The organism is Tessaracoccus sp. OH4464_COT-324, from assembly GCF_003932855.1.
GTDB lineage: Bacteria > Actinomycetota > Actinomycetes > Propionibacteriales > Propionibacteriaceae > Arachnia.
This window is the reverse complement of sequence record NZ_RQYZ01000010.1, coordinates 1-15,350: the sequence shown is the minus strand read 5'-3', so window position 1 is coordinate 15,350 and position 15,350 is coordinate 1. Positions and strand designations below refer to the sequence as shown.

At 64.9% G+C, this 15,350-nt stretch carries 11 protein-coding genes; 9 read left to right on the top strand and 2 right to left on the bottom strand.

The window, feature by feature from the left end; genetic code table 11:
* The first annotated feature begins 51 nt into the window (after window positions 1-51).
* Genes EII42_RS07080 through EII42_RS07070 form a run of 3 tightly spaced genes read left to right on the top strand, consistent with a single transcriptional unit; the run spans window position 52 to window position 3,607 of the window.
* Window positions 52-651, top strand: a complete 600-nt coding sequence (locus EII42_RS07080; protein WP_125171422.1) for a TetR/AcrR family transcriptional regulator — start codon at window positions 52-54, stop codon at window positions 649-651.
* Window positions 648-1,430 (top strand): ATP-binding cassette domain-containing protein, encoded by a 783-nt coding sequence (locus EII42_RS07075; RefSeq protein WP_125171421.1) that lies wholly within the window; start codon window positions 648-650, stop codon window positions 1,428-1,430. Before EII42_RS07080 ends, EII42_RS07075 begins: the two co-directional genes overlap by 4 nt.
* Window positions 1,427-3,607 (top strand): YhgE/Pip domain-containing protein, encoded by a 2,181-nt coding sequence (locus EII42_RS07070; protein ID WP_125171420.1) that lies wholly within the window; start codon window positions 1,427-1,429, stop codon window positions 3,605-3,607. Before EII42_RS07075 ends, EII42_RS07070 begins: the two co-directional genes overlap by 4 nt.
* A gap of 63 nt (window positions 3,608-3,670) precedes the next feature.
* Here EII42_RS07070 and EII42_RS07065 read toward each other — a convergent pair whose 3' ends face one another.
* Window positions 3,671-5,281 carry a glycoside hydrolase family 13 protein gene (locus tag EII42_RS07065; protein WP_125171419.1) on the bottom strand — a complete coding sequence of 537 codons (1,611 nt, stop codon included), beginning with the start codon at window positions 5,279-5,281 and terminating at the stop codon, window positions 3,671-3,673.
* Window positions 5,278-6,255: a LacI family DNA-binding transcriptional regulator gene (locus EII42_RS07060; protein WP_125171418.1), complete on the bottom strand. Its 978-nt coding sequence runs from the start codon at window positions 6,253-6,255 to the stop codon at window positions 5,278-5,280. The genes EII42_RS07065 and EII42_RS07060 overlap by 4 nt, the downstream gene beginning before the upstream one ends.
* 197 nt (window positions 6,256-6,452) lie before the next feature.
* On the opposite strand from EII42_RS07060, the gene EII42_RS07055 reads away from it, so the two are divergent.
* From EII42_RS07055 to EII42_RS07030, 6 genes are all read left to right on the top strand, one after another.
* Window positions 6,453-7,709 carry a maltose ABC transporter substrate-binding protein gene (locus EII42_RS07055; protein WP_125171417.1) on the top strand — a complete coding sequence of 419 codons (1,257 nt, stop codon included), beginning with the start codon at window positions 6,453-6,455 and terminating at the stop codon, window positions 7,707-7,709.
* Between the two features lie 71 nt (window positions 7,710-7,780).
* Window positions 7,781-9,343 carry an ABC transporter permease subunit gene (locus EII42_RS07050; RefSeq protein ID WP_125171416.1) on the top strand — a complete coding sequence of 521 codons (1,563 nt, stop codon included), beginning with the start codon at window positions 7,781-7,783 and terminating at the stop codon, window positions 9,341-9,343.
* Entirely contained in the window at window positions 9,343-10,236 is an 894-nt protein-coding gene (locus EII42_RS07045; RefSeq protein WP_125171415.1) for a sugar ABC transporter permease, read from the top strand. The genes EII42_RS07050 and EII42_RS07045 overlap by 1 nt, the downstream gene beginning before the upstream one ends.
* A 109-nt stretch (window positions 10,237-10,345) precedes the next feature.
* A complete protein-coding gene (gene purF / locus EII42_RS07040; RefSeq protein ID WP_125171414.1) occupies window positions 10,346-11,824 on the top strand; it encodes an amidophosphoribosyltransferase in 1,479 nt (492 codons plus the stop codon).
* Window positions 11,821-12,858: a phosphoribosylformylglycinamidine cyclo-ligase gene (gene purM, locus EII42_RS07035; protein ID WP_125171413.1), complete on the top strand. Its 1,038-nt coding sequence runs from the start codon at window positions 11,821-11,823 to the stop codon at window positions 12,856-12,858. The genes purF and purM overlap by 4 nt, the downstream gene beginning before the upstream one ends.
* Window positions 12,859-13,006: 148 nt before the next feature.
* The coding region (locus EII42_RS07030) for a choice-of-anchor M domain-containing protein (protein ID WP_199729821.1) at window positions 13,007-15,350 on the top strand (2,344 nt) is incomplete at its 3' end.

The following is a 15,350-nucleotide window of genomic DNA, read 5'->3' as shown; positions in this document are numbered from 1 at the left end:
CGTCGAGATTGAGTACCATCGGTATTCAAGACCGATGGTATTGGAGTGATTATGGTAAGCAGACCCGCCCGCAGCGACGTTCAGCGCAAGCTGGTGGCCGCAGCGGACAAGATCTTCACCGAGCACGGTTACGAGGGCGCGAGCCTGAAGATGATCAGCGACGAAGCCGGGTTCACGAAGGGCGCGGTATATTCCAACTTCGCCTCAAAGCCTGAGCTGTACGCGGCGGTGTGTGCGACACGAGTGGAGACCTTCTTCGAATCTCTCCATGCCGAGCTGATGGCCGCCTTGGACGAGGCCACCGATGGGGACGTCGCCCGGGCCTTGTCCGGCGTGCTCGTCCAGGGGGTGCTCGCCCTGCCCGCCGAGCAGTCACTGTTCACCGAGCTCCGGGCCCTGGCAGCCCGCGAGCCGGAGGTGCGCCCCACCTACACCCGGCTGCTCGCCACCTGGACCGGCCGAGTCACCGACGCCCTCGCTCAGCACCCGGCCACCGGCCACCTGCCTGCGCACCAGCTGCGCAGGGCAGTGCTGGGCGGGCTCGCGCTGCTCGGAACCTTCGCCAGGGACCGCGTGGCCGCTCCCGAGATTTTCAGTATCGAGGACGTGGCAGAGATCATCGGTCTCTCAATGAGGGGGCTGCTGTCATGACCGCACTCCTGACCGTACACCGGCTGGAAGCCGAAGCCAGCCTCGGCCGCGTATTCGGACCGCTTGACCTCGAACTCAATCCGGGCCTGTGCCTCGTGGAAGGCGAAGAAGGCACCGGAAAGTCCAGCCTGCTGCTCGCCCTCACCGGCCGCATGCGTGGCGTCAGCGGTTCCCTCCTGATTGGCGGCGTTGACGCCATAGACTCGCCGCGCAGAGCGATGCAGATCACCAGTGTCGCCCGGCTCGGCAATTACGTGGTGCCGGAGGACCGACTCACGCTGCGGGAATCGATCTACGAGCGCTGTTTCCTGGAGGGCATCCGACCTAAGCGAGGTTTGGCTAGATTCACCGAGTTGGAGAACGTGTTGGGCATTCGCTTCGACCGTGCCATTGAGATGGAGACCTTTACCCCGCTGGAGCGCGCCGTGGCTGCAGTTTGCCTGGCCCTCATTCGCGAAGCATGCGTCGTCGCGCTCGACGATGCCGACGCCCTGGTGCCCACGGCGCAGCAGCCGGTGCTCTACCAGCTGCTCGACCACATCGCCCGCACTCAGGATGCCGTCGTCGTCGCCACCGTGAATGACGCCGACGCCGCGCCCGCCGGCACCACCATCGTGCGGCTGCCTAACCTGCGCTCCGCCTCGACCGTGCTGATCGACCGCGCCCGCACCGTCGTCGAGGTCTCCGACCAGCCCATCAGCGTTGATCCGGAAGTGATCCGTGACGCCCTGCGCAACTCGAATGCTGCCGCAGACGCCGAAGAAGGGAGCCGGAGTTGAGTGCGATCAGTCATTTCCTGCGCTACGAGTTCCGCAGGTTCAAGGGTCTGAGTCGGGTGGCGCTGGTCTTCATCCTGCTGGTTCCGAGCCTCTATGGCGGTATCTACCTGGCCGCTAACTGGGACCTCTACGACAACATCGACCAGGTGCGGGTGGCGGTAGTCAATCACGATCGGCCCGCCAAGTTCGAGTCGGTAGAGGTCCGCGGAGGCGAGCAGTTCGTACAGGCGCTTAAGGACCGTCCGGTCTTCGACTGGGTGTTCCTCGACGACGATGATGAAGCAGCGAGCGGCCTGGCCGACGGCGAATACTTCATGACCATCACCGTGCCCGAGGACTTCTCCGCAAACCTGACCAGCGTCGGCAACTACGACCCAAGGAGGGCCAAGCTCATCTTGCATCGCGACGACGCCAACGGCTTCATCATCGGCACCCTGACCGGAAAAGCGGAGGATGCGCTCGCTAAAACCCTCGACGCCAGCGTGGCCGACGCCTACTTCCGGGCGCTCTTCGGCTCCCTCGACCAGATCAAGAACGGCATGGTGGGCGCCGCCACGGGAGCTGGTCACCTTTCCGACGGTCTCGACAAGGTGACCTCCGGGGTAGCCCTGCTGCACGACGAGGTAACCGGCGCAGCGGAGCGCGTGGCTGCCGCGAAGGGCGGGCTCGCCGGGGTCGAGGAGAACCTCACCAAGGTCGAGGGAGCGATCGACCAAGCTGGGGAGGGCATGGGGAAGGTGCGCGACGGTGCGCTCACCATCGGCGTGAACACCGCCAGCGCCGTGGGTGAGGTGCGCACCGCCGCCGGCTACGTGAGTCAGCTGGCCACGCACTCGCTGGAGACCATTCCCGCAGCCCGGCAGCAGGCCCAGCAGCTAGTGGCGGATCACGCACTTATCACCGGCGGAGAGACCGGGCTGCTCATCAAGCACCGCCACCACAGCAACCAGGCGAGTCGAGCCGGGCAGGCGCTGCTCGCGACCCACCCCGAGCTGGCGGAGGATCCGAACGTGCAAGACCTGCTGAACGAGTTGGCGGAGGATCGCCGCATCCTCGACCAGCTTGCGGAGAGGATTGCTGCGGTGGAAAGTTCTGCCAGCGCCATCAAGGCTCAGCTGGACAGCGTGGACGTCGAGGGCGCGGCGCGTGGCGCCACGGCCGCGCTCGACAACGCGCGGACCTCGGCGGAAGCTGCCGCAGGCGGCGTGGAGCGGATCAGCGAGGGCACCAAGCAGGTGGACGGCTCCCTCACAGACGTGCGTGACGCGCTACGGTCCCTCACCGGGGGCGCCCGTGAGCTGGCGGCAGCCGCGCCGCAGGCCCTGGACGGCGCGCTCAAGCTGTCCGACGCCATCGGAACTCTGAACACGGCCATGCCGCAGCTCGCCGAGGGAGCGCACAAGCTGGCCGAGGGCCTGGACGAGGGAGCCAAGCGCCTGCCCGACCTGACCGACGCGGAGCAGCAGAGCCTTGCCGTAACGATGAGTTCGCCCGTCGAGTTCGAGCAGGTGGTGGACCACGACGCCAAGTACTACGGTCGCGGACTGGCTCCGATGTTCTTTTCGATCGCGTTGTGGATTGTCACGGTTTCGGCTTTCCTCGTGGTGCGCACCATCTCCGGGCGCGCGCTGACCGGCCGGGGCAATCCGCTCAGGATCGCTGCGACCGGTCTCGGGCCGCTAGCCGCGGTCAGCCTGGTGGGTGCGCTCGCGATGGGACTGGGGTTGTGGCCGCTGCTCGGCATTGATCCGGTTCACCCGTGGCTGTACCTGCTGCTGCTCACCGTCGCGTCGCTCAGCTTCATCGCCTTGGCCTACGCCGTACGGATCGCTGCCGGCTCGCCACAGACAGCCATCTTCCTGGTGTGGCTTGTTCTGCAGCTGGCCGCCTGCGGGGGCGTGTTCCCCGTGACGATGCTCGGGCCCTTCTTCCGGGCGCTCGCGCCGGTCTCACCCATGTGGTATTCGGTGACTGCGTTCCGGGTGGCCATCTCCGGTGGACAGCTGAGCACCTACTGGATGTGCATCGGCGTGTTGGGCGCGATCTTCGTAGCCTCGACGGCGGTGTCGGTCCTGCTAGTGCGCCGGCGACAGCGGTTCAGGATGCGCGACCTGCACCCGCCGATGGTGACGTCTAAGTCCACTGCGGACTTCGCCTTCTCCGTCCGCCCCCGGTGACCTGAGCGATATCGGACGGAAGAAGGAGGGGCCGCTCCTCAGGGACGGCCCCTCCTTCGGCTTTCAGCGCAGCCAGCATGCGGCGCCGGCGGGGAGCACCCCGTGGAGGGGCTCGCTGGCGGCCAGCACCTCGCCCGCAGGCAGTGCCACGTCATCGGCGGAGACGTTGGTCAGTACCGTGACGCCCGCGTTCGTGAAGGCGACCACCCCGTCGGGGTAGCCATCGAGCCAGCGCAACTCGCCGCTGCCCAGGCCGAGCTCTCGCCGCAGACGGATCAGGAGACGGTACAGCTCCAGCGTGGAGCCCTCGACTCCGGACTGCCGATCCGCCGCGAGTTCGCGGTAACGCTCCGGCTGCGGTAGCCACGTCGCGCCCGTCGGGGAGAAGCCCAGGGCGGGGGAGTCGGCTTCCCAAGGCAGCGGTACGCGGCACCCGTCGCGACCTACCTGTTCGTGGTTCGACTGAAACCAAGCCGGGTCCTGGCGGTACTCGTGCGGCAGCGACGTGTGGTCGGGTAGGCCAAGTTCCTCGCCCTGGTACAGGTACACCGACCCGGGCAGCGCGAGTTCCATCGTCGTCGCAGCGCGAGCGCGGCGCAGCCCCAGCTCGTAGTCGGGCTGCGGGTCGTCGGGGCCGATTCCTTCGACGTGGGCGCCGGGGTTCTCCGCGCGGCCCAGGCGTGACACGTGGCGTACGGTGTCGTGGTTGGAGAGTACCCAGGTTGTGGGCGCGCCCACCGCGCCGTCGGCGGCCAGCGATGCGGCGATCCGCTTGCGGTACTCGCTGGCAGACCAGCTGCTGGTGAGGAAGTCGAAGTTGAACGCGGTGTGCATCTCGTCGGGGCGCAGATACCTGGCCAGGCGCTCGGGGCTGTCCACCCAGGCCTCGGCCACGAGGATGCGTTCGCCGTAGCCGTCGAGGACCCGGCGCCAACGGCGGTACACGTCGTGCACCCCGTCCTGGTCCCACTTGGGGCTGGGGGAGCCGCTGAGCAGCCGGTATTCCTCGGTCTCGTCGGGCAGGCCGGGCGCCTTGACCAGGGAGTGCGCCACGTCAACGCGGAAACCATCGACGCCGCGGTCACACCAGAAGCGCAGGATATCGTCGAACTCGGCGCGCACATCCTCGTTGTCCCAGTTCAGGTCGGGCTGGGTGACGTCGAAGATGTGGAGATACCACTGTTCGGGGTGGCCGTCGGCGTCAACGAGCCGGGTCCAGCCCTTGCCGCCGAAGATCGAGGTCCAGTTGTTGGGCGGCAACTCGCCGGCGGGCCCGCGGCCGTCGCGGAAGTGGTAGCGCGAGCGCTCGGGAGAGCCGGGACCGGCGGCGAGTGCTTCCTGGAACCAGACGTGGTCGCTGCTGGTGTGGTTGGGCACGAGGTCCACGATGATCCGCAGCCCACGCTCGTGGCAGGCCGCGATCAGGGCCTCCGCGTCGGCGAGGTCACCAAACAGGGGATCGATGTCGCGGTAATCCGCCACGTCGTAGCCGGCGTCGCGCATGGGGGAACGGTAGAAGGGGGATAGCCACACCGCGTCGACGCCCAAATCGCGCACGTGATCTAGGCGGGAGATGATGCCCCGGATGTCGCCGTAGCCGTCGCCGTCGGAGTCGGCGAAGGAGCGGGGGTAGATCTGGTAGATGACGGCGTCGCGCCACCAGCTTGGTGTCATGGTCGTCCTGTCGTTGCTCGAATGGTGAGGTCGGGGGCGAAGAGGAGTTCACCTGCCGCTACCTCTTCACCGCGGATGATGTTCAGCAGGGTCGCGACTGCGGCCTCGCTGATGGGGTTCACCGGCTGGCGCACGGTGGTCAGTTGGGTGAGCCGGGTGATGGGGGAGTCATCGTAGCCGACGACGCTGAAGTCGCCCGGAACGTTCAGGCCTTGCGCCTGGGCATCCTGGATCGCGCCCATTGCCATTACGTCGGAGCCTGCGACGATCGCGGTGTGCCCGTTCGCGAGCAGGCGGCGTCCGGCCCGGGCGCCGCCGTCGGCGGTGTACTCGGTGCTCACGACGTCGCGTTGTTCGTCGAAGCCGAGCGCCAGGAAGGCGGCGGTCTTGCGTCTGGTGGGCAGGAAGCGTGGCTGCCCGACAGCCAGGCCGATGTGTTCGTGGCCGAGGTTGCGCAGGTGCTCGACGGCGAGCTGCACTCCGACTGCATCGTCGGCGCAGAAGAAGGGGGCTGCTATCCCTTCGGGCGAGCCGTTAATGAACACTGAGGGTATTCGGGAGTCGAGCAGGCGTTCGTAGGGCACCTTGGAGGCGAGGGCGTCGGCCGAGGCGCCGGAGACGGAGATGATCCCGCAGACGTCCGAGTCGAGCAACGTGTCCAAGTATTGGGCTTCGGACGATCCGCCTTGGCCTGCGGGGCAGACGATTGCCGCGTATCCCGCGGCGAAGAGCAACTGGGTGAGTTCTTGCGCGTATTGGGGAAAGGATGGGTTGGACAGTTCGGGAACCAGCACGGCGACGAGATTTCTCGTCAGCTGCGTGGGCACCTCGTACTCGGCTTGCTCCAAAGCGCGTAGTACGGCCTCACGGGTGGAGCTGCGGACGCCAGGTTTGCGGTTCATCACCCGGGAAACGGTTGCGGTCGAAACCCCCGCGGCAGCGGCAATGTCTGCCAGAGTCGTCGTGATCGCCATTGGTCCTCCGAAGATTTGTTGATCCCCAACCTTAGTGCTGCGGCAACCGTTGCGCAATGACTTGTAACGCTTTCGTAGCTTACCGAAAGACACATTGCGACGCGGACTACCGGGGGGTTAGAGTTGGTCCACGTAGTTGGGCGCAAGAGCGTCCCAAAGGGCCAGCTAGCTGGCCCGACGATCAAAGGAGATTCCCTATGCGTAAGAGCATGGTTGCTTTCGCAGCTGGCGTCTGCGTGCTGCTGTCCGCCTGCAGCGGCGGTGGCGCTTCCACCACCCCGAGCGCGTCGCCGGATGACAAGATGTCGTCCCCCGCCAGCCAGACCAGCTCCGCCCCCGCGATGGAGGGCGGTAGCCTCGTGATCTGGGCCGACGATACCCGCGCCCCGATGTTCAAGAAGTTCGGCGAAGAGCTAGCCAGCAAACACGGCTTCAAACTCGACGTCGTGCAGAAGCCCGTTGACGACATCGCCAACGACCTCGTGGCCCAGGCGGCCACCGGCCAGGGGCCGGATCTTGTTATCACCGCGCACGACGGTGTGGGCAAGCTGGTCAAGAACGGCGTCATCTCGCCGGTCGACTTCGCTTCCAAGGCCGCCGACTTCAACCCGGCCGCCGTCTCCGCTATGACGCTCGACGGCAAGGTGTGGGGCGTGCCCTACGCCATGGAGAACATCGGTTTGGTGCGCAACAACAAGTTGGCCCAGGACACCCCGGCCACCTTCGACGAGTTGATCGCTCAGGGCAAGACCATTCAAGGCTCCGAGTACCCGGTGCTGATCCAGCAGGGGGCGCAGGGTGACGCCTACCACCTGTACCCGCTGCAGACCTCGTTCGGCGCCCCCGTGTTCAAGATGGCTAACGGCGAGTACACCAACGAGCTCGGCATGGCCGGCCCCGAGGGCCAGGCTTTCGCCGACTACCTGAAGAAGCTTGCTGCGGAAGGTGTGCTGTCCGCCGACATCGGTGCCGACCAGGCCAAGCAGCTCTTCCTTGACGGCAAGTCCGCCTACATGATCACCGGGCCCTGGAACACTACCGCTTTCAAGGAAGCTGGTATGGACATCAGCGTTCTGCCCGTCCCGGCTGCCGGCCCCCAGTCCTCTGCGCCGTTCCTCGGAGTCCAGGGCATCTTTGTCTCCGCGCACTCCAAGAACGCGCTGCTGGCTAACTCGTTCCTCGACCTGGCCGCATCCAAGGAAGCCCAGGACCTGCTGTACAAGATGGGTGGCCGTGCTCCCGCTCTGACCGCCTCTGCCTCCGCCATCGATGACCCGCTGATCAAGGGCTTCGACGAAGCGGGCAAGTCCGGCCAGCCGATGCCGGCCATCGCCGAGATGGGCTACGTCTGGGAGTTCTGGGGCAACACCGAGATGCAGATCCTGAACGGCACCGCGGCAGACCCGGCGGCTGCCTGGACCGCGATGGTGGAAAACATCAAGGCGAAGTTCTGATCCACGGTGATCATGGGGGCGGGTTGCGCTGAGTCAGCCCGCCCCCATTCCAAGAACGGTTATGGATAGAAATGAGTAAGTCGTCAGTGGAGACGCCTCCACTCTCACATGCAAGAGACATCAGTAGGCCCGGCTTCTACGTGAAGCTTATTCTGATGCTGCTCGTCAACGCCTTGGGCCTGTACGGGGTCATGGCCACCTACGCGCTCGGCGAATGGGCGATCCTGTCCTTCCTTGTGGTCAGTCTGGTCATTGCTGACTATGTCTACTTCTCCAGTCGAGCGATCCCCGCGAAGTACCTGTATCCCGGTCTTATCTTCCTCGCTGTCTATCAGGTTTACGTGATGGGCATGACGGGTTTCGTCGCATTCACCAACTACGGTGATGGACACAACGACACCAAGGCTGCCGCCGTCAAGCAGATCCTGGCGACCTCTGAGGTGGACACCACCGATTCCTACCCGGTGAGCGTCATCGAGCGCGACGGCGTACTCGGCCTCGCGGTGGTGCGCGACGGGAAGGCGCAGGCGGGAACCGCCCAGCAGCCGCTAGCCGAGCTGACCGGAGCCACCGTCGAGGGCGACCGGGTCACCGCAGCAGAGGGCTACACGGTCCTCACCCTGCCGCAGCTCACCCAGCGCCAGGAGGAAGTGCTGGGGCTCAGGGTGGCGATCAGCGAAGACCCAGAGCAGGGATCGCTGCGCACCCGAAACGGCACCACGGCAACCCAGTCGCTGCCCCAGCTGTCCTATGACGAGTCCGCAGACAAGTTCACCGATGTCGAAGGAACGGTCTACTCGGCCGACGACTCGATCGGCAACTACGTCGCCGACAACGGCAAGAAACTGGAACCGGGCTGGCGCGTCATCGTCGGGTTGAAGAACTTCTCCTTCTTGTTCACAAACCCGGACGCGGCGGGATATTTCCTCGGCTCTCTGGGCTGGACGTTCGCCTTCGCGATCCTCTCGGTGCTCACCACGTTCGCGCTGGGCCTGCTGATTGCCGTGGTCTTCAACGACCCGCGGGTCAAGGGGCGGGTGGTCTACCGGGCGCTGTTCATCCTGCCCTACGCTTTCCCGGGTTTCCTGGCAGCGCTGGTATGGCGTGGCATGCTCAACCGGCAGTTCGGCTTCGTCAACGAGACCCTGCTGGGCGGCGCGGCTGTGAACTGGCTGGGCGATCCGTTCCTCGCGAAGGTATCGATCCTGATGGTGAACCTGTGGCTCGGGTTCCCGTACATGTTCCTGGTCTGCACGGGCGCGCTCCAAGCGATCCCGGGCGAGCTGACCGAGGCCGGCGTAATGGACGGAGCTGGCCCGATTCGTCGTTTCTTCAACGTGACGCTGCCGATGCTGATGGTTTCCGTGGCGCCGCTGCTGATCGCGTCGTTCGCCTTCAACTTCAACAACTTCTCGCTGATCTACATGCTGACCGACGGTGGCCCGAACTACGCGGGGGCACCGTTCAACGTGGGCGCCACCGACATCCTCATCTCCATGGTCTACGCGATGTCCTTCGAAAGCGAGAAGCAGTACGGTCTGGCGAGCGCGCTGTCGATCATCATCTTCGTGGTGGTGGGTATCGTCTCGTGGCTTGGCTTCCGCCAGACCCGCAAGCTTGAGGAGATCATGTGATGAGCGCTCCAACAGTTACCTCCAAAACCCGGCTCTCCACGGGCACCCGCTTCTGGCGGTGGCTCAAGGCTGTCGGCTGGAAGCACATCTTCGCGCTACTGTTCATCGTTTACTGCGTGCTGCCGCTGCTCTACGTGTTCTCCGCCTCGGTCAACCCGTCGGGCACCCTGACTGGCTCGAACGAGCTGTTCCGGGCCTTCACGGGCGAGCACTACGCGAAGCTGATGGGGACGGATTTCCCGCGCTGGATGCTGCAATCGCTGTACGTCTCATCGGTGACCGCGATCGCAACGGTGCTGATGGCGGCGTCGGCGGCCTACGCGTTCAGCCGCTTCCGATTCAGCGGAAGGCGCGGTGGGCTCACCTTCTTGCTGATCATCCAGATGTTCCCGCAGATGCTGGCCGTCGTCGCGATCTTCCTCCTGCTGCTCACGCTCAAGGACATCTTCCCGGTGATTGGGTTGGGCGAGCATCTCGGCCTGATCTTCGTCTACCTGGGCGGGGCGCTGGGGGCCAACACGTTCCTCATGTACGGCTTCTTCAATACGATCCCGAAGGAGCTGGACGAGGCCGCGAAGATCGACGGGGCGACGCACGCACAGATCTTCTGGGGCGTCATCATGCGGCTGGTCTCGCCGATCCTGGCGGTCGTGGGCCTGCTGAGCTTCGTCGGTACCTACGGCGAGTTCATTCTCGCGCGCGTGGTACTGCAGCGTCCGGAGAACTACACTCTGGCCGTCGGTCTGTACGTGTGGGCGTCCGATGACCGCAACGCGCCCTGGTCGCTGTTCGCGGCGGGTGCGGTGTTGGCTGCCATTCCGGTGATCCTGTTGTTCATGTTCTTGCAGAAGTACATCGTTTCTGGCTTGACGGCCGGAGGTGTTAAGGGCTGAGCAACTAGCTATTGCCCCCGGCGGCTGCCAATTTGGTCAGCTGTCGGGGGCAATGGCGCATCTGTTTCGTGGGATAGGTGTTCAAGGTTGTGGGGGCTAGGATGAGATCGTGGCTCAACCTGACGGTCAACTCACCCTGGATCCATGCCTCACCGAACGGCTGCCGCGTGACGAGTGTGGGGTATTTGGCGTCTGGGCTCCCGACGAGGATGTGGCCCAGCTTGCCTACTTCGGGTTGTTTGCGCTGCAGCACCGGGGCACGGAGTCAGCTGGGATGGCGGTGTCCACCGGCGAGAGGATCATGGTTTACAAGGACATGGGTCTCGTGGCCCAAGTGTTCGACGAGTCCACCTTGAAGTCGCTGCCGGGCATGATGGCGGTGGGGCACACTCGCTACTCCACCACGGGCTCGTCCACCTGGAACAATGCGCAGCCCACTTTCCGATCCTTTGACGACGGCACGGGCTTGGCACTCGCCCACAACGGCAACTTGACCAACACTGCGGAGCTCACCGATTGGCTGAAGGAGCGTTCGCCGGAGGCCGATGTGCCGCGTAAGGACGCGCGGATGGACTCCACTTCCGACACCGCGCTGGTTACGGCACTGCTGGCGTCCTACAGCGATCTCCCGCTGGAGAAGACCGCGCTCGCGGTGCTGCCCCGTCTCGTCGGCGCTTTCTCACTGGTGTTCATGACCGAGCAGACGCTCTATGCCGCGCGGGATCCGCAGGGCGTCCGCCCGCTGGTTCTCGGCCGCCTGCAGTCGGGGTGGGTGGTGGCCAGCGAAACCGCTGCGCTGGACATCGTCGGCGCCTCTTTCGTGCGCGAGATCGAGCCAGGGGAGTTCCTCGCTATTGACGGGGCCGGGCTCAGGAGTATGCGTTTCGCCGAGCCCAGACCGAAGGGCTGCATTTTCGAGTACGTCTACTTGGCTCGCCCAGACACCCGGATCGCGGGGCGAGGGATCCACGCTGCCCGAGTCGACATCGGACGTCGCTTGGCCCGCCAACACCCCGTTGAGGCGGATCTGGTGATCCCGACGCCTGATTCTGGCACCCCGTCGGCCATTGGTTATGCGCTGGAGTCAGGCATCGAGTTCGGGCTCGGGTTGGTGAAGAACGCCTATGTCGGTCGGACGTTCATCCAGCCCTCGCAGACCATCCGGCAGCTCGGTATCCGGCTGAAATTGAACCCGCTGCGCGAGGTGATCGAGGGGAAGCGGCTCGTCGTCGTTGATGACTCGATCGTGCGAGGCAACACACAGCGTGCGCTGGTCAGGATGCTGCGGGAGGCCGGGGCGAAGGAGGTGCACGTGCGCATCTCGTCGCCGCCTGTGGAGTGGCCCTGTTTCTATGGCATAGACTTCGCGACTAGGGCAGAGTTGATCTCTCCCGGGCTGAGCGTGGAGGACGTGTGCCGTTCGATCGGCGCCGACTCGCTGGGCTACGTCTCGCTGAACGAGCTAGTTGCGGCGACGAACCAGCCGAGTGAGAACCTGTGCCGGGCCTGCTTCGACGGCGAATATCCTGTCCCGATTCCGCCGGAGCAGGCGCGTCTGCTCCACCTCGTCACCAAGGAGACCAAATGACCAACGCATACGCCCGCGCCGGAGTGGACATCGCTGCGGGTGATCGCGCTGTGGAGTTGATGAAGACCTCGGTAGCGGCCAGCAGCCGCCCGGAGGTGCTGGGTGGATTGGGCGGCTTCGCCGGGTTCTTCGACGCGAGCGCGTTCAAAAAGATGTCGCACCCTGTGCTGGTCAGCTCAACCGACGGTGTGGGCACCAAGGTGGCCATCGCTCAGGCACTGGACAAGCACGACACCATCGGCTTCGACTTGGTTGGGATGTTGGTTGACGACATAGTGGTCACGGGAGCGGAGCCGCTGTTCGTCACCGATTACATAGCCTGCGGCAAAGTGGTGCCGGAGCGGATCGCCGCTATCGTCGGGGGTATAGCCCAGGCCTGCGTCGCTGCAGGCTGCTCGCTCGTCGGAGGCGAGACTGCTGAGCATCCGGGCCTGCTGGGCCCTAGCGAGTATGACGTCGCGGGGGCAACGACCGGAGTAGTGGAGAAGTCGCGCATCTTGGGGGCGGATCGCGTGGTGGCTGGCGATGTTGTCGTCGGTCTAGCCTCTTCGGGCCTGCACTCCAACGGTTATTCCCTGGTGCGCCACGTGCTGTTGGAACAGGCTGGATGGTCGCTGGAACGCCCGGTCGAGGAACTGGGACGCACGCTGGGGGAGGAACTGCTGGAGCCGACGAAGGTGTACGCATTGGATGTTCTGGCGCTGATTGATGAGGTGGAGGTGCACGCCTTCAGCCACATCACCGGTGGAGGTCTGGCCAACAACCTGGCCCGGGTCATCCCGCCTGGGCTGACTGCTCGGCTCAGCCGCGCCTCGTGGACGCCGGCGCCCATCTTCCAGCTGGTGCAGCAGGTCGGCGGGCTTACACAGGAGGACGTGGACGCCACTTTGAACATGGGCGTTGGCATGGTGGCGATCCTGCCGGTTTCCTCCGTTCCGGGGGCGCTGGCTTGCCTAGCCGGCCGCGGTATCGACGCCTGGGTGTTGGGCGAAGTGGCGCCGGGTGACGGACCTGGGCAGGCCTTGCTCGCCTGAGCCGTGCGCTGGCCTTCGCCGTTGCGGTGGGGCTGATTTTGTTTGGTGTCTCTAGGTTGTCCCAGAACCCCGCCACATGATAAGACTAATGATAGTCGTTTTCATTGCGGGGTTCGCCCGGCATCGAACTAACCTAGAAAGAGCATGCATGCTGCTTAGCAAACGAATGCGTTCCACGTTGGCGACGTTGCTCGTCGCTGGGCTGGGTTTCTCTGGCGTCTCCATCGCAGGCGCCGAGGACACTCAGTTGGTCGTGGCCAAATCGGCGCACGTCGATTCGCCCAAGGTATTCTTCACTGATGGGCGGTTCGATCTGCGGTCGGAGTTCTCGCGAAACACCTACCCGGTTGACCAAACCATCAATTACCTGAGCCACCGCACTGGCAGAGTCGGCCCGAGCCACTACCTGCTGGAGGTTGGTCCAACGGCTCGGGAGCTTGACTTCCTGGGTGCCAACACCTCTTGGTACATGGGCCCGGCCGTGGCTGGGCCGCGCAATGCGCCGATCTGGGCAGGGTTCGGGGCCGATACCGACATCCCCGTCGAGCAGTTCCGAGACGCGGTTTTCACGCTTGACCTGGTCAAAGTCGACGGGCCGGGACGAGTTGAGATGTTCTCCTGGGCCCCCGGTGATGACGAGACGCCAGGGCACGCGGGACGAATGTTCAGCTCCTCCGATCCTCGTTACCGAAGCTCGATCCTCTCACCAGGTATGCACACCCACAATTACACGGTGTTCGGTAAGCCTGGGCGCTACGAATTGACCTACCGGGCCACCGCGCGCGCGAAGACGGGAGAGCTGCTGAGCAGTAAGGACCACACATTGCGCTGGCAGGTGGGCGGAAACGAGCCGAACATGGTGCTGGAAACTAGTAGTTCGGCATCGAAGGCTGAACAGCCCACCTTCTCAATCAAACCTTCGACGGGAGCGTTGCACGAACTGAGCGTCGATCTAGGGCGCGACGTTAAAGGCAGGGCCAAATTCACCGTCGATGGCTACCATCTGGCCGAGGTCGAGTTGGTGGGCGGTGTCGCAGCCTTCACCGAGGTGCTGAGCGCCGAGGTGGGGAACTATCAGGTGACGGTGGTGGACGAATCCGAAGATACGCTATGGACGTCGGCCACGCTGGCCGCAGACGGCAAGTCTCCTGGCGGCACCACCACTGAAGCAGGTGAACCTTCGCCCAAGACACCAGCGGCTAGCCCGGCGTTTGCAGGAACCGAGCGATCAATTCCCGGTGACATTACGGCCCAGGTCACTGTTGCGCCCGGTGAACAGAATCTGGACAGCAAACGTATCACGATTGAGTTCTCGCGGGCTTTCCATGGCAGCGTCGATCTGGCGTCCTACGAGGGCGGTCAGCGTAAGTCCGTCGCGCTTCGGCACACCGTGAACGCTACGGGTGAGAAGACCCTGTCGCTGATCGGCTACCTGGACTCATGGATGGAGGGTTCAGCCGTGGTGTTGCATCTGCGCCCGCATCCGTTGGTGAAGAACATGGCGGGCATCGATATTGATCTCACCGACTCGTACACACCGGGTGAAACCTACACCGCACAGGGAACGCTTGTGGCGGAAGGTGGGGCCACGGGTGATAAGCCGGGAGACGAGGACGACTCGGGAAGCGGTGGCGCTCCTGGCGACGAGCCGGCCCCACCACCCAGCGACCAACCCCGTGCGCTGGTGGGCGGACGGAAGCTGCTCGACGACGGTCATGTCGATATTGCTGCCCGTTTGGCGGATGGCGAGCTTCGTATGGTGGTCAAGGACGACACGCGTCTCTATGACAAGGTGTCGGTGGATCGAGCCGTCGAGGAGGTGGCGCTTGGGGTGCCAGACGCGGCCAAATTGATGCGCCGCAGCGCGCTGGAGAGGCCGGCTTGGGACGCCATCCTCGCTCCGGTTGGGGAGCCAACCTGGGTGTTGCCCTTTAGCCAGCAACCGGGGTTGGTGTGGCCCGGCTATAGCACTGATTCGATCGACTACGCAGCGGTACCCGGCGGGTTGACGCTCCGGCTGCTGGATGTTTCGGGACCTGGGCGGGTCGTTCTCTTCCAGGAAGGAATCCTGGGGGGAGATCCGACGGTGAAGCTCGGCAGCGCGGAGGGGCAACCTCGGGAGATCCTGATCCCGGATCCGACGCACGCTCACGTCGGCTGGGCGTTCACCAAGCCCGGCCTATACCGGTTGCGTCTCGGCTACGCCAAGGTGTCTGCCCCGCAGACGGCCGCAGTGGACGCTGCCTCCGGCGAGTTGCTCGTGGCGGTCGGTCCTGAGGGTCGGGCGGAGTTGGAGCAATTGGATTCGTCGAAGCCGGGGGAGCCTGCCCCGAAGCCGGGAGAGCCTGCCCCGAAGCCGGGAGAGCCTGCCCCGAAACCGGGAGAGCCTGCCCCGAAACCGGGAGAGCCTGCCCCGAAACCGGGAGAGCCCGCCCCGAAACCGGGAGAGCCCGCCCCGAAACCGGGAGAGCCCGCCCCGAAACCGGGAGAGC

What these genes read in the sequence shown, in the direction of transcription:
- EII42_RS07055 (WP_125171417.1), top strand. Translation starts at nt 6,453, where the DNA reads ATGCGTAAGAGCATGGTTGCTTTCGCAGCTGGCGTCTGCGTGCTGCTG.
- purM (WP_125171413.1), top strand. Translation starts at nt 11,821, where the DNA reads ATGACCAACGCATACGCCCGCGCCGGAGTGGACATCGCTGCGGGTGAT.
- EII42_RS07050 (WP_125171416.1), top strand. Translation starts at nt 7,781, where the DNA reads ATGAGTAAGTCGTCAGTGGAGACGCCTCCACTCTCACATGCAAGAGAC.
- EII42_RS07060 (WP_125171418.1), bottom strand. Translation starts at nt 6,255, where the DNA reads ATGGCGATCACGACGACTCTGGCAGACATTGCCGCTGCCGCGGGGGTT.
- EII42_RS07065 (WP_125171419.1), bottom strand. Translation starts at nt 5,281, where the DNA reads ATGACACCAAGCTGGTGGCGCGACGCCGTCATCTACCAGATCTACCCC.
- EII42_RS07075 (WP_125171421.1), top strand. Translation starts at nt 648, where the DNA reads ATGACCGCACTCCTGACCGTACACCGGCTGGAAGCCGAAGCCAGCCTC.
- EII42_RS07045 (WP_125171415.1), top strand. Translation starts at nt 9,343, where the DNA reads ATGAGCGCTCCAACAGTTACCTCCAAAACCCGGCTCTCCACGGGCACC.
- EII42_RS07080 (WP_125171422.1), top strand. Translation starts at nt 52, where the DNA reads ATGGTAAGCAGACCCGCCCGCAGCGACGTTCAGCGCAAGCTGGTGGCC.